Annotated in this window: 20 protein-coding genes; 13 read left to right on the forward strand and 7 right to left on the reverse strand. The window is 40.5% G+C overall.

What is annotated here, in order from left to right:
• The first annotated feature begins 108 nt into the window (after positions 1-108).
• Positions 109-747: a signal peptidase I gene (lepB, locus tag DSM106972_RS19180; protein WP_127082197.1), complete on the forward strand. Its 639-nt coding sequence runs from the start codon at positions 109-111 to the stop codon at positions 745-747.
• 56 nt (positions 748-803) lie between these two features.
• On the opposite strand, the gene ybiA is transcribed toward lepB, so the two are convergent.
• On the reverse strand, positions 804-1301 hold the full coding sequence (gene ybiA, locus DSM106972_RS19185) for a riboflavin biosynthesis intermediates N-glycosidase (RefSeq protein WP_127082198.1): 498 nt from the start codon (positions 1299-1301) through the stop codon (positions 804-806).
• A 196-nt stretch (positions 1302-1497) separates the two neighbouring features.
• On the opposite strand from ybiA, the gene DSM106972_RS19190 reads away from it, so the two are divergent.
• Together DSM106972_RS19190 and DSM106972_RS19195 are read left to right on the forward strand one after the other, a co-directional pair.
• Positions 1498-1971 (forward strand): DUF2243 domain-containing protein, encoded by a 474-nt coding sequence (locus tag DSM106972_RS19190; protein WP_127082199.1) that lies wholly within the window; start codon positions 1498-1500, stop codon positions 1969-1971.
• A gap of 73 nt (positions 1972-2044) precedes the next feature.
• A complete protein-coding gene (locus DSM106972_RS19195; RefSeq protein ID WP_127082200.1) occupies positions 2045-2938 on the forward strand; it encodes an alpha/beta fold hydrolase in 894 nt (297 codons plus the stop codon).
• A gap of 92 nt (positions 2939-3030) precedes the next feature.
• Here DSM106972_RS19195 and hisB read toward each other — a convergent pair whose 3' ends face one another.
• Both hisB and fabI read right to left on the reverse strand, forming a co-directional pair.
• Positions 3031-3642: an imidazoleglycerol-phosphate dehydratase HisB gene (hisB, locus tag DSM106972_RS19200; RefSeq protein ID WP_127082201.1), complete on the reverse strand. Its 612-nt coding sequence runs from the start codon at positions 3640-3642 to the stop codon at positions 3031-3033.
• Between the two features lie 264 nt (positions 3643-3906).
• Complete coding sequence (gene fabI, locus DSM106972_RS19205) at positions 3907-4683, reverse strand: enoyl-ACP reductase FabI (RefSeq protein WP_127082202.1); 777 nt, start codon at positions 4681-4683, stop codon at positions 3907-3909.
• Positions 4684-5123: 440 nt separating this feature from the next.
• Here fabI and ntcA point away from each other — a divergent pair, with 440 nt between their 5' ends.
• The 3 genes from ntcA (at position 5124) to DSM106972_RS19220 (ending at position 8116) form a co-directional block, all read left to right on the forward strand.
• Positions 5124-5795 carry a global nitrogen regulator NtcA gene (gene ntcA / locus DSM106972_RS19210; protein WP_010998529.1) on the forward strand — a complete coding sequence of 224 codons (672 nt, stop codon included), beginning with the start codon at positions 5124-5126 and terminating at the stop codon, positions 5793-5795.
• Positions 5796-6187: 392 nt separating this feature from the next.
• Positions 6188-7678 carry a DUF3084 family protein gene (locus DSM106972_RS19215; protein ID WP_127082203.1) on the forward strand — a complete coding sequence of 497 codons (1491 nt, stop codon included), beginning with the start codon at positions 6188-6190 and terminating at the stop codon, positions 7676-7678.
• A gap of 21 nt (positions 7679-7699) precedes the next feature.
• On the forward strand, positions 7700-8116 hold the full coding sequence (locus tag DSM106972_RS19220) for a pre-16S rRNA-processing nuclease YqgF (RefSeq protein WP_073622653.1): 417 nt from the start codon (positions 7700-7702) through the stop codon (positions 8114-8116).
• Positions 8117-8218: 102 nt separating this feature from the next.
• Here the strand turns inward: DSM106972_RS19220 and DSM106972_RS19225 are convergent, their stop codons facing one another.
• Positions 8219-8482: a DUF3146 family protein gene (locus DSM106972_RS19225; protein WP_019495151.1), complete on the reverse strand. Its 264-nt coding sequence runs from the start codon at positions 8480-8482 to the stop codon at positions 8219-8221.
• 295 nt (positions 8483-8777) lie between these two features.
• Here DSM106972_RS19225 and DSM106972_RS19230 point away from each other — a divergent pair, with 295 nt between their 5' ends.
• Entirely contained in the window at positions 8778-10313 is a 1536-nt protein-coding gene (locus DSM106972_RS19230) for a PrsW family intramembrane metalloprotease (RefSeq protein ID WP_127082204.1), read from the forward strand.
• A 148-nt stretch (positions 10314-10461) separates the two neighbouring features.
• On the opposite strand, the gene DSM106972_RS19235 is transcribed toward DSM106972_RS19230, so the two are convergent.
• Entirely contained in the window at positions 10462-12612 is a 2151-nt protein-coding gene (locus DSM106972_RS19235) for a polyribonucleotide nucleotidyltransferase (RefSeq protein WP_127082205.1), read from the reverse strand.
• Between the two features lie 137 nt (positions 12613-12749).
• Here DSM106972_RS19235 and DSM106972_RS19240 point away from each other — a divergent pair, with 137 nt between their 5' ends.
• The 4 genes from DSM106972_RS19240 (at position 12750) to DSM106972_RS19255 (ending at position 19105) form a co-directional block, all read left to right on the forward strand.
• Complete coding sequence (locus tag DSM106972_RS19240; RefSeq protein WP_127082206.1) at positions 12750-12992, forward strand: hypothetical protein; 243 nt, start codon at positions 12750-12752, stop codon at positions 12990-12992.
• Positions 12993-13052: 60 nt separating this feature from the next.
• A complete protein-coding gene (locus DSM106972_RS19245) occupies positions 13053-17696 on the forward strand; it encodes a sll1366 family intein-prone helicase (protein WP_127082207.1) in 4644 nt (1547 codons plus the stop codon).
• Between the two features lie 120 nt (positions 17697-17816).
• On the forward strand, positions 17817-18704 hold the full coding sequence (locus DSM106972_RS19250; protein WP_127082208.1) for an SWIM zinc finger family protein: 888 nt from the start codon (positions 17817-17819) through the stop codon (positions 18702-18704).
• Between the two features lie 101 nt (positions 18705-18805).
• Positions 18806-19105 carry a CU044_2847 family protein gene (locus DSM106972_RS19255; RefSeq protein WP_127082209.1) on the forward strand — a complete coding sequence of 100 codons (300 nt, stop codon included), beginning with the start codon at positions 18806-18808 and terminating at the stop codon, positions 19103-19105.
• 35 nt (positions 19106-19140) lie between these two features.
• On the opposite strand, the gene hemL is transcribed toward DSM106972_RS19255, so the two are convergent.
• Positions 19141-20439, reverse strand: a complete 1299-nt coding sequence (gene hemL, locus DSM106972_RS19260) for a glutamate-1-semialdehyde 2,1-aminomutase (protein ID WP_127082210.1) — start codon at positions 20437-20439, stop codon at positions 19141-19143.
• Between the two features lie 106 nt (positions 20440-20545).
• On the opposite strand from hemL, the gene DSM106972_RS19265 reads away from it, so the two are divergent.
• Positions 20546-20731 (forward strand): ChaB family protein, encoded by a 186-nt coding sequence (locus tag DSM106972_RS19265; protein ID WP_127082211.1) that lies wholly within the window; start codon positions 20546-20548, stop codon positions 20729-20731.
• Positions 20732-20872: 141 nt separating this feature from the next.
• On the forward strand, positions 20873-21520 hold the full coding sequence (hisIE, locus tag DSM106972_RS19270) for a bifunctional phosphoribosyl-AMP cyclohydrolase/phosphoribosyl-ATP diphosphatase HisIE (protein ID WP_127082212.1): 648 nt from the start codon (positions 20873-20875) through the stop codon (positions 21518-21520).
• Here hisIE and DSM106972_RS53565 read toward each other — a convergent pair.
• The coding region (locus DSM106972_RS53565) for a hypothetical protein (RefSeq protein ID WP_233787899.1) at positions 21480-21775 on the reverse strand (296 nt) is incomplete at its 5' end. The two genes, hisIE and DSM106972_RS53565, sit on opposite strands and share 41 nt — an antisense overlap.

The following is a 21775-nucleotide window of genomic DNA, read 5'->3' on the forward strand; positions in this document are numbered from 1 at the left end:
GATAACATCACTTGCATGTCCATCATCTATGGTTAAGATTAAAAAATATCGCCTTATTTGTTTTACAGGTATGCCACCTGTGTATCAATCTATTATTTAAGTAACTACATGCAGAATCAAGTGTCTGAAAATAACTCTAACAAACAACCTGACCATTCCTGGATTGGTGAACTAGGTAGAACTGTAATACTAAGCGTCGTTCTTGCCCTAGGAATTCGGACTTTCGTTGCCGAAGCGCGCTGGATTCCCTCTGGTTCAATGGAACCTACTCTTCACGGTACCCCTAACCAATGGGAAGCTGACAAAATTATAGTTGATAAATTAAAGTATAGATTTTCTGACCCACAACGAGGCGATATTGTAGTATTTTCACCTACAGACGAGCTACAAAGAGAAAAATATCAAGATGCATTTATTAAGCGTGTAATTGGTTTACCTGGAGAAAAAATAGAACTTAAAGACGGTAAAGTCTTGATTAATGGCAAGCCACTTGCAGAAAATTATCTTGGTGCCAACCAGCAAACTTCAATTGATGTTTGTGTCTCTAGCCCAAATCCGCCATTTTTACAAAAACCCACTACAATACTCCCAGGTCAATATCTTGTACTTGGTGACAACCGCGCTCAAAGTTATGATGGACGCTGCTGGGGCTTAGTACCTCGCCAAAATATTATTGGTCGTGCAGTAGTTCGGTTTTGGCCTCTCGAGAGAGTTGGTGGTATTGATAAAGCCCCTGCGTATCCATAAAAAAAAATTGTTGTAAAGCATAAAAAAGGAAGAAGTCTTGGATTTCTTCTTTTTTTTTACATTGAGTTACAGGCGCCTCCAGAACGTTGACTTTGAACTTGGCTTCTTCGTACATTTGTCAATTCGCCACGTACACGCATCAGAATTTTGCCAAGATGGTTCTGACCACTTTTATCGGCCCCACATCCCCAAAAATAATCACAGGGTGAATCTTCTACAAGTAACTGTGTACCCGTACTAAAAAGGACTTCGCGAATATCAATGTGGGTCAAAAATTTTTTGTGGACAGCTTTGTGCATTACTTGAGTTTTCACAATATCCCAATCTGAACGAACACACCTAGTATCACAGCGTCCAAGTGCAGCTGCTTTCTCAGGTGTCTGTGCTATGTAAATCTCTGGAATAATCGCCGCATCTGGACTACCAACAAACTTCTGCGCTTGGTAGTAATGCTCTACTGTTGCCCAAACTGTCCCCTCAATTTCGATAGGGTGGAGAGAAAAGTTAGAAAAACAACCGTAAGGGTCACAAACCTTGTAAAAATATATCGTCATTTTTATAAAAAGCTTTATATAAACTTTTTAACAGAATTTTTATTTAATATTTAAGAAATATTTTATAAAATATCCCATATACCAATAATAATCACCTCCTGTACGCAATTGCATAGACATTTATCTTTGGACAGAAGATTCTCTATATAAATCAGTCTTATCGTTGAAAAAACGAATTATATGGGACGAGAGATTCATGGAGACACAAGGAAGTTCGAGTTCCAAACCTCTAATTGCACCTGGAATTTTCCTAGGGGTGGGTTTTAGCGGGTTTTTTGATGGCATTGTACTCCATCAGATTTTGCAGTGGCATCATATGTTAAGCAATGTTAAACCATTGTTTACAGTCGCCAATATTGATTTAAACACGGTTTGGGACGGTTTATTTCATGCCTTTGACTTTGTCATGACTTTTACTGGGGTAATTTTACTGTGGCGTGCAGGCGAACGAGATGATGTAATTTGGGCGCCGAATACGTTTTTTGGTTCAATGTTGATAGGTGCTGGTATGTTCGATGTTATCGAAGGAATCATCGACCACCAAATTCTCGGTATCCACCACGTTAAATCGGGACCTAACCAACTCGCCTGGGATTTAGGATTTTTAGCTTTTGGCGCCACCTTAATTATCATCGGTAGAGTTATACAGACAAAAGAAAAAAAATCGTGAGTTGGGCAGATTTAATTTTTATGCAATAAAACTTAAAATATGAGGAGGCAGTTTAGAAAAATTAATAGTAACAGTGATTACGCAACAGCAAACAGTAACAACCGCGCTTGAGAAACATTTTTGGACTTGGCGTTCGTTTAAGATTCAATACACAGTTATGGGTACGGGTAAACCCCTAGTACTCATTCACGGGTTCGGCGCCTCTATTGGTCACTGGCGAAAAAACATACCTGTTCTTGCAGAAGCTGGATATAGTGTGTTTGCTGTTGATTTATTAGGATTTGGTGGTTCAGATAAACCACCACTCCAATACAACATAGAACTGTGGGTAGATTTACTTAAAGATTTTTGGGCTGCCCATATTCAGCAACCAGCAGTATTTATTGGTAATTCCATCGGCGCCCTTATCGGTTTGACTGTACTGGCTGAACATCCAGAAATTGCCGCAGGTGCTGTATTAATAAACAGTGCAGGTGGGTTAAGTCACCGTCCACACGAGTTAAACCCACCGTTACGCATCGTCATGTCAACTTTTAATCGGTTAGTCAATCATCCAATTAGTGGTTCATTTGTATTTAATCGCATTCGTCAAAAGCATCAAATTCGCCGCACTTTGTACCAAGTGTATCGTGACCGCAATGCTGTAACCGATGAATTAGTAGATTTATTATATGAACCATCGTGTGACCCAGGCGCCCAAAAAGTGTTCGCGTCAATAATAACGGCGCCTCCTGGTGCAAGCCCAAATGAACTATTACCAAAGGTGAATGTACCATTACTTGTACTTTGGGGTGCAGATGACCCTTGGACACCAATAACTGGGTCAAAAATTTACGAACAAGCGCGTGCAGATGGAAAGCAAGTAAAAATAGTAGCTATTCCAGGTGCTGGTCATTGTCCCCACGATGAAGTTCCAGATAAAGTTAACCCAGAAATAATTAGTTGGCTCATAGAGGAACTGGCATAAAAATAGATTTTATGGCTAAGGCACAGGCTTTCTATGCCTGTGCCACAACTATAATGTTATGAAACCATGATAATTAAAATGTGAACCACGGTTCACAAAACTCCTTTGGAACTGGGGATAATACCAGCACGACGTGGGTCTATTTCAGCTGCCATTCGGGTAGCACGCGCAAAAGCTTTAAATGTAGCTTCGATGATATGGTGAGAATTAATACCATCTAATTGACGAATATGTAGTGTTGTAGAGCTATGGTTGACTAACGCAACAAAGAATTCACGTACTAACTGAGTGTCGTATGTACCTACTCGTTGCGTAGGAATTTGTAACCCGTAGCTAAGGTGAGGGCGCCCAGAAAAGTCGAGAGCAACTTGAACCAAAGCTTCATCAAGGGGTGCAAGAAAATTACCAAAGCGCACAATTCCCTTTCTATCACCCAAAGCTTTATTTAATGCTTGTCCAAGGGTAATACCAACATCTTCGTTAGTATGGTGGTCATCGATATGTAAATCACCCGTAGCGCGCACGTCTAAATCAATTAGTCCATGCGAAGCAATTTGGTGCAGCATATGGTCAAGAAACGGGATACCAGTGGCAGCGTGACAAACACCTGTGCCATCAAGGTTTATAGAAACTTCTACATCTGTTTCGCCAGTGGTGCGGCAAACAGTAGCTGTTCGTTGGTTTAAATTTGTGAGGGTTTGCATTCTTTTAGTTATTAGTGAGTCGTGCTGAGTGAGTCGTGCTGAGTGAGTCGTGCTGAGTGAGTCGTGCTGAGTGAGTCGTGCTGAGTAGAAAGAAAATTAATCCTGTATGTACGAGTTAGGAGTTAAGAATGAGAAGTTAGGAGCTACTAATTGGAAACTCATAACTTTTTACTTACAACTCATAACTCAGCACGACTCACTCAGCACTTTCAACTTACAACTCAACTCAGCACTCAGCACTCAGTACTTTCAACTTAAATATTATTACATTCCCATAATTTCATAACCTGCATCAACATACAGCACTTGTCCGGTAATACCGCTTGATAAGTCGCTGCATAAGAAGGCAGCTGTGTTACCTACTTCTGTTTGTGTGACTGTGCGACGTAACGGCGCCACTTGCTCGACGTGGTGAATCATGTCTAAAATGCCACCAACAGCGCTCGATGCGAGGGTGCGAATAGGTCCTGCGGAAATAGCGTTGACACGAATGTTTTGCTGTCCAAGTTCGCTGGCAAGGTAGCGAACACTTGCTTCTAAACCTGCTTTGGCCACACCCATAACATTATAATTTGGAATGGCGCGTACACCTCCTAAATAAGTTAGGGTGACAATGCTCCCACCTTCGGTCATAAGGGGTTTTGCGGCGCCTGCTAACTGAATAAGCGAGTAAGTGCTAATTTCTAAGGCAGTATTGAAACCGGAACGCGAAGTTTGACTGAAGTCACCGCTTAAATCATCTTTGTTGGCAAAAGCAAGACAGTGAATGAGTATATCCAGCTTGTTCCATTTTGAGCTAATCTCAGCAAAAGTCGATTGAATCTCAGTTTCATTTTGGACGTTACAAGGTAGGAATAAGCTTGGATTGAGTGGTTCAACGAGTTCAAATACCTTGCGTTCCATTTTGCCTTTGTCGTCGCTAAGGTACGTAATACCTAGATTGGCGCCAGCTTTATGTAATTGCTGAGCTATACCCCAAGCGATGGAACGGTTATTGGCGATACCTGTAACAAGGGCATTTTTTCCGGTTAAATCGAGCATATATATATTTCAAGACAGACGCATAACTAGGAGCATACTAGAATCTGATGTCTTTTGTACGAGCATGTTCAAACGTAACAAGACTCAACTTCTCATCAAAAGTTTTTGTATAAAGTGAGAGTGTTATTACCAAGGAATAATGTTATTTGTAAGCGTGTTATTACGAATGCCCAAGTTATTTCTTAAGATTTTATGAATTTTATGTGGGTAAGAAAGCTCTTAAATTTCATATGGGAGTGTTTTTGTAAATAGTTATCAAAAAGTAGTAGCCGAAGTCATCAAAAATTATGTATCATACAGGACAAATAACTGTGATAAACGTTGATAAAGCGAGGTTGGGTATAGGAAAGTACAATATTGTTGACAATGTATTCTTGAATTTTCGAGTGTATTCTTAGGTAATCTGTTTTTATTTTCTGGCATTGGGTAGGGGAAGGGAGATGATCGTGACACAAGATAAAGCCCTAGCAAATGTTTTTCGTCAGATGGCAACCGGAGCGTTCCCACCTGTTGTGGAAACGTTTGAACGTAATAAAACCATATTTTTTCCCGGTGACCCTGCTGAACGAGTTTATTTTCTTCTTAAAGGTGCTGTGAAGCTCTCCAGGGTGTACGAAGCAGGAGAAGAAATAACGGTTGCGCTGCTGAGGGAAAATAGCGTTTTTGGCGTTTTGTCCTTACTGACTGGAAACAAGTCGGACAGATTTTACCATGCGGTTGCGTTTACCCCTGTGGAATTGCTATCGGCGCCAATCGAGCAAGTCGAACAAGCGTTAAAGGAAAATCCCGAATTGTCGATGTTAATGCTGCGTGGACTCTCCTCGCGGATATTGCAAACAGAGATGATGATTGAAACGCTCGCGCACCGTGACATGGGTTCGAGGTTAGTGAGCTTTCTACTAATTCTTTGTCGAGATTTTGGAGTTCCTTGTGCAGATGGCATCACAATTGATTTGAAGTTATCGCATCAAGCTATTGCTGAAGCTATTGGCTCGACTCGTGTAACCGTTACTAGGTTATTGGGCGATCTACGCGAGAAAAAGATGATTTCAATCCACAAGAAAAAAATCACTGTCCATAAACCTGTAACTCTGAGTCGTCAGTTCACTTAAAACTTAGTGGAGGAATATTTCGGTGGCATAGAATTTATGTAGTAAGGTTGCTTTACACGTGTAATTAGTACTACTGCTATACCAATAGCTCCAAGTGCGGAACGCCGTACTCTATTATTGCTCGCGCCTCCACTTACCAAGCGGATCCTGACTAAAATAAGAATGGCAGGACTCGCGCGACCAATATTTTTAGAGGGACGGCGTCAGCCGCTTTTAACCTGAAGTTGAAATTTACTAAAATTAAATTAGCTTGCTCTCTTACAAATCGCACGTGCTATTTGGTGAGCTGATAATTGTTACACATTATATTTGGATATAAGTATCTTGAATTTTATATTTAACGGGGCTGTTCGTGGTATTCCCTATCACCAAGAGGTTACAGTAGCCATTATATGACCACCGCGTTCATCCTAATTACAGCTATTTTAATTTTGGGAGGCGTTATTGCTACCGTTGGTGACCGAATTGGTACACGAGTTGGTAAAAAACGACTCTCGCTATTTAACCTACGTCCAAAAAATACGGCGGTAGTAGTAACAATACTAACGGGAATTGGCATTTCTGGTTCAACGTTAGGGATATTATTTCTCGCCGATGATGGGTTGCGAAAAGGAGTATTTGAGTTAGAGAATATTCAGAAGGATTTACGACGTAAACGTGAACAGCTAAAAGGCGCCGAAACTCAAATTAGTCAAGTTACAAGCGAACTGAGTCAAGCAAAGCAGCAGCAAGCAGAAGCACAACAGCGTTTAGAAGCGACGAATCAGAACCTGCAACAGGCAAACAAAAAACAAAGAGAAACACAAACCCAACTTAACAAAACCCTTACAGTCCAAGCACAAACTCAAAATCAACTCCAAGAAACACAAACCCGTCTGACTAAGGTAGTCGCGCAGTACCGACAAGCTATATCACAACTACAAAGCGTCTACGACGAACGTAAAAAGCTTCAGCAAGAAATTAGCTTACAAAAGGCAGAAAGTCAAAGACTATTTAACGAGGCGTCATTAGCAATCGACGAAGCCAAAAATGCCATTAGTAGACGTGACCGTGAACTTGCCAAGCGTAAAGATGCCATTGAGTTACGTGACCGCAAAATCAATAACCTCGATACCGTAATCCAAAAGCGCAACATCGAAATTACCGCACGCGAGCAAATTATTGCCCAACGTGAATCACGTCTTAAAGAACTTGAATCGCAGCAAAGTGATTTAGAGCAAGAAGTAGCAAGACTAGAAAAGTACTATCAATCATTCCGCGACTTGCGTTTGGGTAAATTAGCTTTGGTTCGCGGTCAAGTTATCGCATCAGCAGTAGTTAGCGTCCAACAACCAAGTGCAGCCAAGCAAGCAGTAAGACAGCTTTTAGAAGAAGCTAATCGTAATGCGGTTTCAGAACTGACCGAACCTGGTACAAATCCACCAGCAGACGGTATTTTGCAAATCTCAAAAGAACAAGTACAGCAATTGAGCAAGCAAATTGAAAACGGACGCGAATATGTAGTACGAGTGTTTTCAGCAGGTAACTATGTACGAGGAGAAAAACGAATTGAATTTTTCACCGATGCCACTTTAAATCAAATCGTATTTCGAGGGGGAGAGCTTTTGGCAACCACAACAGCTGATCCCAATACGATGACATCTTATCAAATGCGCCAAAGACTCGATTTGTTAATTTCCGCTTCGCAATTCCGGGCACGGAATGCTGGTATATTAAACGATATTCAAATTGATAGTACATTCTTGCGCTTCTTAGCACAGCTACGACAGTACCAGCAACCTGTTGAAATTCGAGCTATTGCATCTGAAGATACTTATACAGCAGGACCTTTAAGGGTTAAGCTAATCGCAATCCAAAACGGGCAAGTTATTTTTAGTACTTAAATAAGATGACTCATAACTTTTATGACACAACCAATGATTCTAGGTTTTGACCCTGGAAAAGATAAATGTGGTGTAGCGGTAATGGGACTAGACCGCCAGTTATACTACCATGAAGTTGTTCCGGCGCCTTCTGCGATTGTAGAAATCATCCAACTGCGGCAAAAATACCCCATAACATTACTAGTAATGGGCGACCAAACCACCGCAAAACAATGGAAAAAAAAGTTAAACGACGAATTGACGGAAACAATAAATATTATTTTGGTAGATGAACGTTATACAACCTTAGAAGCGCGTGACCGCTACTGGCAAATGTATCCACCCCAAGGATTAAATAAACTTTTACCCCAAGGTATGCGTCAACCTCCGCGACCAATCGACGATATCGTAGCGATTTTGCTCATCGAACGATATTTAAGCCGACTAACTCATAAATAGTGCTGAATAAATAGTTCTGAGTAGAAAATGCGCTCGTGCTGAGTATATTTTGTAACTCTCCTAGTCATACTCAGCACTCATTACTCAGCACTCATTACTTTTTCATAAATCGGCACGAATAGTAAACGCATAATCACCTCCTGGTTCAAGTTGATAATCCTTTTGCTCCAAAAAGCGACCAAGCGGTTCCTTAATTAATGCTCGACCTTGAGAAGGTTTAACAGTCAGTTCCCCTTGGCGGAAATGCCATTGGAACTGCCACTCAAATTCGCCCGCGCGCACTTCGCCTTCAAGTAAGCCTTGCTGCCAAGACTGGCGTATAACCCTAACATGGGCAGTAGTTTCAGGTAGACGTTTGGCACTCACAGCATTAATTAATTGGATTCTTTTACTTAGTTACGTAATTATGACCGTACATCGCTGTACATTTAACTAACTTACATCAAATATTGTGATTTGACTTGTACAGTACCTAAGTCGTTTGTCATAAATTTATAAAACAAATATAAATGTAACTAGTATTTAGACATAATACTCATGATACAGATCAAGCAAAAATGCCTTTAAGTAGTTGCGTATTTTTGCGGTTGTAGAAAAATACATAGCAAAGCCATTTTGGGAGTAGTAAGCTCGCTTCTAATTCTCCTCAATGTAATATGTTATGACACCGCCAAACATAATCGAACAAGCAAAAAAAGGTGACCCCAAGGCAATAACGTCACTGTTGAATCGTTCTTTCCAAGCTCATGGTATTAGTGTCGAAGCGCTTCTTCAAGATAATTGCTTACAAGTTTGGCTGAAATCAAATCAACCACCCGACCAAACAAGTTCGGTTGCATTTATCCGTCATGGAATGACGAAATTAGGCGCCAGCGTTATCAAAACAGTTAAAATTTACGCATGGCAAGGAAGTGAAAATCTACCTTGTTGGAATGCTGAATTTAGTTTAGATAACTTAAATGCGTCTCAACAAGAACAAGAACTTAAACAGCTTGCGAGTTCTGGAAATGTTGAAGCAATAGCAAAAATTTTAAATACCGCTTTTTATAAACAAAATATTAATATTGCAAAAATTACTATTAAAGATAACTGTTTACAAATATTATTAGAATCATCTCAAACTCCTAATCAATCGCTATCAACAGCTATTCTTCGTAAAGAATTAGTGCGATTAAAAATTCAATCAATTAAAACAATTAAAGTTTACGGTAGAGAACTACAGCAAGAAATGCCTGCTTGGTTTCAAGAGTTTAATGTTGGTGAAGGTAAGCTAACACCGATAATACCAACTTCTCAGGCGCCAGCAAACCCAGAATTTTTAGCAATGCTGCGAACGTTCAAGTTTGACTCGGTAGTACCATTCAAAGATGTTCTTAGCGGTAAGTTATATAATAGTAATACAGTTAGACTACTTTTATTCTTTGGTTTATTTCCTTTAGGGATAAGTTTAATCGCTAGAACATCCGGTCTTGGTTTAATAGCTTTTATATTAGGTATTTATTATTCATCTATTTGGGGAGTAGTACTGTATGATTTGCTCAAGCCAGCAGCATTCTCCTGGGGAAATACGCTGAGATGTAGCTTATTTACAGCGTTCATCGGTATTCCAATACTTTTATTTTTCCAAAGAGTACCCCCATTTACATTTCTTTACAGTGCAATCGGCCAAGAAGCACTCATACCCCAACTAATTGGTTTTATTTTGGGAGTCGGTGTTTTAGAAGAAGCATGTAAAGCTTTACCAGTTTACTTATTTTTACTACGTCCAGGTAAATTACAAGACCCGTTTACTTCCGCATTTTATGGAGCAATGTCAGGTTTAGGATTTGCCGTTGCAGAAGGTGTTCAATATTCTTATAAATACGCAATTAGTCTTGCAACTGGGCAAAGCGATTTTGGCTTTTATGTACTAATAAATACGATTAGATTTGTATCTTTACCTTTGTATCATGCCATCTGGGCAGGTATATTTGGATATTTTATTGGTTTAGCAGCAATTAACCCGTCCCGAAAAGGTTCAATATTATTTATCGGTCTAACGATTTCTGCTGTGTTACATGGAAGTTACAATACTTTTTCTAGCGGACTAATTGGTTTTGCTATTCTTGGCTTCTCCATTTTACTATTTGTTACATACTTAAATCGCAGTCAACAAATAGTGTCAGAAATGGAGAAAGCTGAACTGGAAGGATTTTAGCTCACCCCTACTATAGCCCGACTGTAAGGGCGGGTTAACAGATATCCTACAACTACACTACTAGTATAGCCCGACTGTAAGGGCGGGTTAACAGATATCCTACAACTACACTACTAGTATAGTAAACCCGCCCTTACATTATCCGCGCCTACTTAGTAGCAGCTTCGCGTGCAGCAGCAGCTTGGTCAGGATGAATACCTAAGCGAGTGAGATTGATCCTACCTTTGTTATCAATCTCGCGTACTTTAATAATCACCTCATCACCAACAGCTACCTCATCCTCAACTTTGCCAACACGATAATCAGCAAGCTGGGAAATGTGAATCATGCCTTCTTTACCAGGCAAAAATTCTACAAAAGCACCTATTGGTATAATTCGAGTCACACGACCTACGTAAACATCACCTTCATTGAGTTTACGTGTCATGCCTTGAACAATATTGCGTGCTTTCTTGGCTTTATTTTCATCGATAGCAGAAATAGTAACGGTACCATCATCTTCGATATCGATTTTGGCGCCAGTTTCTTCGGTAATGCCTTTAATCGTTTTACCACCGGGTCCAATGACCAGACCAATCATGTCTGGGTCAATCTTAATGGTAAGTAGACGTGGGGCAAACGGCGACATTTCCGTGCGTGGCTTATCAATAGCAGCCAACATTTTACCGAGAATATGTAAGCGTGCGTCTTTGGCTTGATGAACAGCTTGAGCAATTACTTCCATCGATAACCCAGAAATTTTCATGTCCATTTGCAGGGCAGTAATTCCTGAGTCGGTACCAGCTACTTTAAAGTCCATGTCACCCAAGAAATCTTCTATACCTTGGATATCAGTAAGTACACGCACCTCATCGCCTTCTTTAATTAAACCCATTGCGGCGCCGCTAACAGGTTTAATAATTGGTACACCTGCATCCATTAAGGCTAAGGTAGAACCGCATACCGAACCCATTGAGGTAGAACCGTTAGAAGATAAAACCTCAGAAACCACACGAATAACATAAGGGAATTCGTTTTTAGGTGGTAGTACAGGTAACATGGCTCTTTCTGCTAAAGCACCATGCCCAATTTCCCGCCGACCTGGCGCCCGCATGGGTTTAGTTTCTCCAACAGAGAAAGGAGGGAAATTATAATGATGCATGTAGCGTTTTTCTTGGTCTACCTGCAAATCATCGTTCAAATTTTGAGCATCACCAGGAGTACCAAGAGTACATGCAGACAAAACTTGGGTTAGTCCACGGTTGAATAAACCAGTACCATGAACGCGCTTGGGAATAATGCTAGTTTGACAGGAAACAGGACGTACTTCGTCGAGTTTACGACCATCCACACGAACATTATCTTCAATAATTTGAAGCCGCATAAAGTGTTTGGTAATTTCTTTGAAAGTATTACCAAGCGCTTTACCATCTGCTACAGCAGCTAAACGTATCGGGTCTTCTTCCGACATTTCCTCTATAGCATGTTTGATGGCATCCTTGACTTCATCTAAAGCGGCATCGCGTTCAGTTTTAGTAAATTCAAACTGTGCCAAGATTTTTTTGATGTCACCTGTAGCACGTTCGCGAATAAAGTTCGCTAACGTTTGGTCTACGGATGGAGGTTCTTCTTGAATTATTTCAATTCCTAGTTCAGCTAATAAATCGCGCTGTGCTTGAATTAAATCTTGCACCGCTTCATAGCCAAATTCGATTGCCTCGATAATATCGCGTTCGGGCAGTTGATTGGCGCCAGCTTCCACCATGATTACACCGTCAGGCGAACCTGCAACAACTAAATCAAGGTCACCAGCTTCAATTTCTGCATAAGTAGGGTTGATGATAAAATCATCACCTACCAAGCCGACGCGCACGGCTGCCATTGGGCCATTAAATGGAATTTTTGCTAACAGCGTTGCAATTGAGGCGCCTGTAACTGCCAATACATCAGGTGGTACTAATTCATCCATCGAGAGCGTCAATGCTACCACTTGCAGGTCATCGCGCAACCAAGACGGAAAAAGAGGACGTAGTGGACGGTCAATTAAACGACTTGTCAGAATAGCTCTTTCTGGTGGTCGTCCTTCGCGCCGTAACATCCCTCCAGGAATTCTACCTGCTGCATACAGTCTTTCTTCGTAATCTACGGTCAAAGGTAGAAAATCGATGCCTTCTCTGGCTTGCGAGCGCGTCGCTGTTACTAGAACCGCCGTATCCCCAGATTGTAGCAAAACAGACCCACCAGCCTGGGGAGCAAGCAAGCCGACCTTCAGTCGAATATCCCGTCCATCAAAGGATATTGACTTCTCAAATTCTCCCATTCAGTTTTTTTTCCTTCTACGATCTCTTTTCTCTAGTAAGGCAATCCTAACATTTATGTACTATGGCTGGTAGTTATTATAGTTAAGACTTTTGAGTAAATATCTATAACTTTTTCCGCCGTTTGTTAGTTTTTTCAATGTTCAAGCATATTGTAGCCAATTTTGCTTCTACTTTACATGTAGAATTATTTTGTACCTCACAAAGGTTTTGGGCGCCTATGTTTAAGCAGCCCGCCCATTGTACAATCAAAGTAGTAGAACAGATGCGCTTGTACTTAAAACAGGTAGCCGAGTTAGAAAATATTGGCTACCAACCCTACAAAGAGCCACGAGACATCGTTTTAATACAAGCGCTACTCTTAATTGATGACAAGCTATAATTAAAAATCTACGTCGCGCAGTGAACCAAATATTATTTAGTAATTATTAGTGTCTGGCAGATGGCAATATTACACGGAACTTGGTTATATAAAAGTCAAAATAGTTGTTTATTTATTTGGGGTGAAACTTGGCGAGTCCAAGAATCAATATCTACTCAAGTTGGAGATGATATATTATTAAATCCGCTCTTGATGGCGCCATCCGAGTTATTGAAATGGATGCAAACTCTTGGAGTGACACTGCCAAAATCATTATACCCAGTAAATATTGAGCAAAACAAAACTTCAGGGCGCCTACGAAGTAAAGCAACAGCGACAGTAGAAATCAGCTTACCGAGTAGCAAAGAAATCATTGCTTTACCAACTTACATAACACAAGGCTCAAACAAACAGACATTTGAAATATCAGTACTACATTCTGGAACAATCGCTGATACCCTTGACACCCAAACAGTACAACTACAACCTTGGCACATAGAAGGATTTTGTCTAGAACCAGCAGATACTATTAAATTTCTGGCATCCCTACCTTTACATGTTGAAACAGGCGCCTCTCTAAAAAGTTACTATTTAGGGGGAGATTTACGCTTTTGGTCACAAATCGCACGTTGGAGTTTAGATTTAATCTCACGCTGTAAATTTTTACCAAGCCTAGAAAAATCTGACGGTTCTTTCGTTTCTAAGTGGCAAGCGCTTTTAGATAGTGCAATTGATACCTCGCGATTAGAAAAATTTTCGCAACAAATGCCCCTCGCTTGTAGAACGTATCAAGACGGTAATGGTAGAGACGTGATTAATCACGTCTCTACAATTATTCCTATTGAACCGCAAAAAATATTACTGGACTTTCTAAATACGATTATTGATACTCAAGTCCGAGGGATGGTAAGTCCTTTGGGTGCAGCAGAAGCTCGTTTAATAGCAGGTTTACCTTTGCCAGTAAGACAATGGTTACAAGGATTAACACCTTTTCCCTCATCAAATCAAAATAGTGCAACTGCCTCAGAAATGGAGCGTGTACAAGCTGCACTCAAAGCTTGGAAAATGCCCTTAGAATATCAGTTAGCTGGCAAAACGCTATTTCGGACATGTTTTGAACTGCGTTCTCCTGAACCTGGGGAAACAGAGTGGAGTTTAGCGTATTTTTTGCAAGCAACCGATGATACTGAGTTTTTAATTGACGCAGCAACAGTTTGGCAACACCCAGTTGAAAGCTTTACATATCAAAATCGTAATATTGAACAGCCGCAAGAAACATTTTTACGCGGTTTAGGATTAGCTTCGCGGTTATATCCACATCTTGCCGAAAATCTTGATAACGAGGCGCCCACATCTTGCCCTATCACCCCAATGCAAGCTTATGAGTTTATTAAAGCTGTAGCTTGGCGTTTTGAAGATAGCGGTTTAGGAGTAATATTACCACCAAGTTTGGCAAACCGCGAAGGCTGGGCAAACCGTTTAGGACTAAAAATAACCGCCCAAACACTTCAACAGCCAGGGCGCCTCAACTTAAAATCATTATTAAATTTTGAATGGCAGTTAGCAATTGGTGGTCAGACTATTTCCAAAGCTGAATTCGATAAGCTAGTGGCATTAAATAGTCCATTGGTGGAAATTAACGGCGAATGGGTAGAATTGCGTCCAAATGATATAAAAACAGCGCAAAACTTTTTTGCTTCTCGAAAAGAGCAAATGTCTTTATCACTCGAAGACGCACTGCGTTTAAGTAGTGGTGATACTCAAACAATAGAAAAACTACCAGTAGTCAGCTTTGAAGCTTCAGGCGCCTTACAAGAATTAGTAACAGCCTTAACTAATAATAAAGCTATAGCCCCATTACCTACACCCAAAGACTTTAAAGGAGAATTACGTCCGTATCAAGAACGCGGTGTTGCTTGGTTAGCTTTTCTTGAACGTTGGGGTTTAGGCGCCTGTCTTGCGGACGATATGGGTCTCGGTAAGTGCGTTAAAAATGACACTTTAATGTACGTAAATGGGAAAATCACCACAGCAGAGGAAATTTGGAACAGCTATGCTGGGGAAACAGCATTTGACGGTGAAGGTTTTTGGGCAAGTCCAACAGATTATTTACTTGTAAACTCTATTGATGACAATAACAAAATCGTACAGGCGCCAGTAGCGCGTTTATATCGGCAAGAAGTGCGAGAACAGTTACGAAAAGTAACTTTGGAAGATGGTAGCCATATAACTATCACTCGTCAGCATAAACTTTTAACGAATAAAGGTTGGACAAATGAGTTACGAGTAGGAGACTATGTTTGTGTGCCAGCTAAGTTACTTTGGAAAGGAGAATCTCTTGACCCTGATTTAGTAAAATTTATTGCTTGGCAAATTTCTGAAGGAGAAGAAAACAAAAAAGAGGCAAGATTAAGAGTAAGCCAAAAAGATGTGACCATATTAGAAGATTTGCAACTTACACTCTTCAGATTGAGTCAAAAATATAGTATTAAGATAAATCACCCCTCAATTCTGCTCGACAAAAGAAATGGAGTTTCATATTTATCATTATGTAGTTGTTCCTATCAACGCTTTTTAGAAAACAGGGGCTATCAATGGGGTAATTTATCAGCACAAAAAATGATTCCGTCTTTCGTCATGCAAGCGGACTTGAGGAGCGCGCGTATATTCTTACGCAATTATTTTGACGCAGAAGGTTCTGTTATTTACAGTATGCGAAGCATTGAAATATCTTCTGCCTCGCAGATGATTATTCAGCAGCTTTCTACTTTACTACGACGCTTTGGAATTTGGATGCGAATAGCACCAAAGCAGAAATGCGCTACAAATGGTTCTGGTATTTATCGTACCTACTATATTGGTACTATTGGTGGTAATAGTGCCCGCAGGTTTCTAGAAGAAATTGGGTTTGGAATTGCAGAAAAACAGCAGAAGTTAGAAAGAATTTGCCAGGTAGTAAGCAATACTAATGTAGAAGGAATTCCAGCTTCTGATATCGTAGCAGAAGTAATTAAAACAACAGGTTTGCCGTTGCGACATTTTGGTATGCATAACACAGTGTATATTAATGGAACGCAGCAGTTTTCCAAAGAGAGTTTGCAACAGGTAGTAGTAGGTTTAAATAAAGTTATCAGTGGAGAGGCTTTACAAGAGTATCGGCAATTAAAAACTTCAAAGTGGACAAATAAAACTCTGGAAGCTTACTCAAGTTTAAATTTGGAATACTTAACAGTAACCCAACAATCTTTACAACATCTGCTTAATCAAGAGGTGTTTTACTGCAAAATCGAAAGCATAGAGGATATTGACTATGAAGGTTGGGTCTACGACTTTGAAGTGAGTAAATATCACAATTTTGTAGCAAATAATATTATTTGCCACAATACAGTGCAGTTCATTGCGCTTCTACTACATTTCAAAGAACAACAAATACTTGAAAAACCAACCTTGCTTGTTTGCCCAACTTCAGTGTTAGGAAACTGGGAACGTGAATTTAAGAAATTTGCCCCAACTTTAAAGGTTTTACAATATCACGGTGATAAGCGTGCAAAAGGAAAACAATTTGAAACCGCAGTTAAAAAGCATGATGTGCTAATTACCAGCTACTCATTAGTTCATCGCGATTTAAAATTGCTACAAACCGTTGAGTGGCAAACTATAGTATTAGACGAAGCGCAAAATATTAAAAATTCCGATGCAAAACAATCACAGGCAGTACGACAACTAGAAACTACTTTCCGTATTGCCTTAACGGGTACACCTGTAGAAAACCGTTTGCAAGAGCTTTGGTCAATTTTAGATTTTCTCAACCCAGGATATTTAGGCAATAAACAATTTTTCCAGCGACGGTTTGCAGCACCCGTAGAAAAATACGGTGATACTTCATCTCTAGGTCAATTGCGCTCTTTGGTACAACCTTTCTTATTACGGCGCCTGAAAACAGACCGTGAAATCATCCAAGATTTGCCAGAAAAGCAAGAAATGACAGTCTTCTGCGGACTATCTTCTGAACAGGCGAAGTTATATCAACAAGTAGTAGAAGAATCTTTAGCACAAATTGACGAAGCAGAAGGTCTACAGCGACGCGGTATGATTTTGGCACTATTAGTCAAACTCAAACAAGTTTGTAATCACCCTGCTCAATACCTAAAGCAAAACTCAATAAATATTAAAGACTCAGGCAAGCTACAGCGATTAGATGAAATGTTAGATGTTGCCTTAGCAGAAGGAGATAGAGCATTAATATTTACGCAATTTGCCGAGTGGGGTAAATTACTTCAACCACACTTAGAAAAAGAGCTAGGACGCGAAATATTCTTTTTGTACGGAAGTACTAGCACAAAACAGCGCGAAGAAATGATAGACCGTTTTCAAAATGACCCCCAAGGTCCACCAGTAATGATTTTATCCTTAAAAGCGGGAGGTGTTGGTTTAAACTTAACGCGCGCAAATCATGTTTTCCACTTTGACAGATGGTGGAACCCTGCCGTAGAAAACCAAGCAACCGACCGTGTATTTCGGATAGGTCAAACTCGTAATGTCCAAGTCCATAAATTTGTATGTACTGGAACACTCGAAGAAAAAATCCACGACATGATAGAAAGCAAAAAGCAATTAGCAGAACAAGTAGTAGGCGCCGGAGAACAATGGTTAACCGAACTAGACACCAACCAACTACGCGATTTACTCCTTCTCGATAGAGGCGCCGTAATTGACGACGAATAATTACACGAATTGTAGGTTGGGTGAAGGCTTTGCGTAACCCAACCTACAAAGCTTGCGTTTATGTATTAGGCTCAGAGATTCTAAACTCCTAACTCCTAACTCCTAACTCCTAACTTTCTTATGTCTGATTATACTTTACAAGCAAGTCGCGAATGGTGGTCACAAAGGTGGCTAGAATTACTTGATTCTTATCGTTTTAAGAAGCGTTTAGAGCGTGCGAGAAATTACTCACGTCAAGGTAATGTTTTAAGTATCGAATTTAAAGGCGCCAAAGTTCTGGCAAAGGTACAAGGAAGCGAAGTTGAACCTTACAGTGTATCGCTCTCTATTGACCATTTTAGTGATGAAGAATGGGGTTACGTAGTTGAAACTATGTCACAAAAGGCAATTTTTGCCGCAAAATTGTTAGCTGGAGAAATGCCCCAAAATATCGAGCAAGTTTTTACTGCGAATGGTTTGTCACTATTTCCATTTACACTGTCAGATGTCAAAAGTAAATGTTCATGTCCCGATAAAGCAAATCCCTGTAAGCATGTTGCTGCTGTTTACTATCAATTAGGTGATAGATTCAGCGAAGACCCATTTGTATTATTCCAGTTACGCGGACGCACCAAGGCAGAAGTTATTAGCAATTTACGCAAGCTGCGCGGTAAAAACATTGGTATAGATACAACTGATGATACGTCGGAAGAAAATAAAAGTGATGATATTAATCCACCAGAAGTAACTAATACTCAAGAATCACTACCTACACAGAAATACCCCGTTAATCTTGATACCTACTGGCAATACAATCAACCCCTAGAATCTTCTCTAGTTGTAATCGCACCATCTACGGGTGAAATGATTTTAGATGTTTTAGGCCCAATTCCTTTAGCCAAAGATGAAGAAAGTTTACCAAACTTTTCAACAGCTGATATTGTAATGAGATATTTAGATAGTCTTTACAAAGACGTTAGTCAAAAAGCTGTTATTGCGGCAATGAATGTTGGGGAAGGAAAAAATTAGTATTTTGTTTATTCAAACTACCGTGCTGTCATTGTGATAAGAGTTATATTTGTAACATGTGCTTAAATGCTATAAAGGCATAGAAAGTATGTGTAACAAAGATGGAATTTCAAAGCAAAATAATTTCTGTTGAGCTTACGGATGGTACAGTAGTTCGAGTTGAGGCGACTTCGATAGGCGACCGTAAAATTGGGTTGCAAACTCGACCGTTTAGTGAGGTTACTGGCGCCATCGAATCTTTGGCTAAAGAAATTTCAGAAACAGTGCAAAAAGTTAAGCCTGATAAAGCGAGTGTTAAGTTTGGTGTAGAAATCGGTGTAGATTCAGGTAGACTAACTGCTGTATTAGCCAAAGGCACCAATACAGCAAACCTAGAAATCACCTTAGAATGGGGAAGCTAATCACCTCCCCAAACTCAGCACTCAGCACTCATTACTTATAAACTTGACATTACTTCTCGTGCAGCAGCAAGAGTCCGTTCAATATCTTCATCAGTATGCGATATGGAAGTAAACCCAGCTTCAAACTGTGAAGGCGCCAAGTAAATGCCTTGTTCTAACATTCCACGATGGAAACGTCCGAATTTAGCGGTGTCGGACTTTTTCGCATCTTCATAGCTGTGTACAGGCCCAGACGTAAAGAACATACCAAACATACCGCTAATTTGACCGCCACAAGCTTCATGCCCTGTTTCTTTGGCAACTTGTAATAAACCCGAAGCGAGCTTTTTAGTAATTTTATCGAGATATTCGTAAGTACCTGGCTTTTGTAATAACTCAAGTGTTTTAATACCTGCTGTCATCGCCAAAGGATTACCCGATAAAGTTCCTGCTTGATACATTGGCCCTGCTGGCGCCACCATTGACATAATATCCCGGCGCCCACCATAAGCACCTACAGGTAAACCGCCACCAATAACTTTACCTAAAGTAGTTAAGTCAGGTGTAACGCCGAACTTTTCTTGAGCGCCACCATAGGCAATGCGGAAACCAGTCATAACTTCATCGAACACAAGTAAGGCGCCGTGTTCAGTAGTAAGTTCGCGGAGTCCTTCTAAAAAGCCAGCATCAGGAGTAATAAACCCAGCATTTCCGACAACAGGCTCAAGAATGACACCAGCGATTTCGTCTTTGTTTTGTTCAAATAATGCTTTTACTGCTTCCAAATCATTGTATGGTGCATTGAGAGTGTTAGCAGTAGTTGATTTTGGTACTCCTGGTGAGTCAGGAAGACCAAGTGTCGCCACACCCGAACCTGCCTTAACAAGGAACATGTCAGCGTGACCGTGATAACAACCCTCAAACTTAATGACTTTATCGCGTCCAGTAAACGCGCGCATCAACCGCAGTACCGCCATACAGGCTTCTGTACCAGAGTTAACGAAGCGCACCATTTCAATACTTGGTACAGCATCGATAACCATTTCAGCGAGAACATTTTCCAAAAGACTTGGGGCGCCGAAGCTGGTACCCTTATCCAGAGCGGTATGGAGGGCGCCTATAACATCGGGATGTGCATGACCACAAATTGCAGGCCCCCATGTGCCTACGTAGTCGATGTATTGATTGCCATCTACATCCCAAATGTAGGCGCCTTTCACATGGTCGAACACAATAGGCTGTCCACCGACAGACTTAAACGCGCGGACAGGAGAGCTAACTCCACCGGGCATTAGGTTTTGAGCTTTCTCAAAAATTTCTTGTGATTTTGTGGTTTTAATCGTGGTATTTACCAAGGGTTATCTCCTACGATGCTATAAATGAAGCTCTATCCTAGGATAGGCGCAAAAATACCTTAAACTCTATATTGTAAAAGAATAGCTGAACCAAAAAAATAACAATATGTTATACAAATGTAATCAAGACTTACCTGTAGAAATTCGCTCTCTATCACAAGAGTGCCAGGATGTCTATAGAGCAGCCTTTAATTCGGCTGTACACTGGTATGGTGAAGCCTCCAAAGCTCACCAAGTCGCTCGAAGCGCTGTGAGAATGCAAGCGGCAGTGCATAGAGGTGTTGGTGTTTAAGTTTTGATTGAAATCAAATGTGAATAAATCATCCTGGATTTAAAAAAAGTAGAAGGTACAAAAAAATAAAAAGTTGCCAGTTGTTTTGCCAAGAATGGTATGTTGATTGAATGAATCATTCTGGCCCTGTGAGCAACTGGTATGTTTTCTGAGTCACATTCATTACGCAACGCTATCCCAACTGATAAGATTCGTTACGACGAAAAGGGTCTTGTACCTGCCATTGTCCAAGATTACTTGGATGGTACAGTGTTAATGATGGCTTGGATGAACAGCGAATCGTTACAAAAAACCTTGGAAACGGGAGAAACTTGGTTTTGGAGTCGTTCGCGTCAAGAGTTTTGGCACAAAGGTGCCACATCAGGCCATACGCAAAAGATAAAAAGTATTCGTTACGATTGTGATAGCGACGCTATTTTAGTCAGCGTCGAACAAATTGGTGATATAGCCTGCCACACCGGAGAGCGCAGTTGCTTCCACCAAGTTGATGGTAACATAATTCCCCCTCCAGCAGACACTTTATCTCAAGTATTTCAAGTAATTTGTGACCGTCGCGATAACCCTAACGAAAGCTCTTACACATGTAAGTTGTTTGCAGGTGGCGACAATAAGATTTTGAAGAAAATTGGTGAAGAAGGCGCCGAAGTTGTGATGGCGTTCAAAGATGATAATGCCGAAGAAATTGCTGGCGAAGTTGCCGACTTATTTTATCACACAATGGTCGCATTAGCGCATCATAAAGTAGATATTAAAGACGTATATAGGAAACTCCAAGAAAGGCGCCGATAATTTTGGCAACTCCTGAGAGCGGATGTAACGGATGCTTAATACTCTGTCTTGTGGAATGGGCATCTTTGCCCGTTCCTAACCTAGTAATAATCGTAGGTTGGGTGGCGCTTTGAAAAAATTTGAGCAGCACGGAAAAGACATGTAGCGTCACGCACCGATTTTCAATTAAATTTAAAACCCATATTCCGCACTTCAGAATGTCGCATAAAATATTACATAAATACGTACTGGCATTAGTAAATAAACATACTAATA

It is taken from the genome of Dulcicalothrix desertica PCC 7102 (genome assembly GCF_003991905.1).
Classification (GTDB): Bacteria; Cyanobacteriota; Cyanobacteriia; order Cyanobacteriales; family Nostocaceae; genus Dulcicalothrix; species Dulcicalothrix desertica.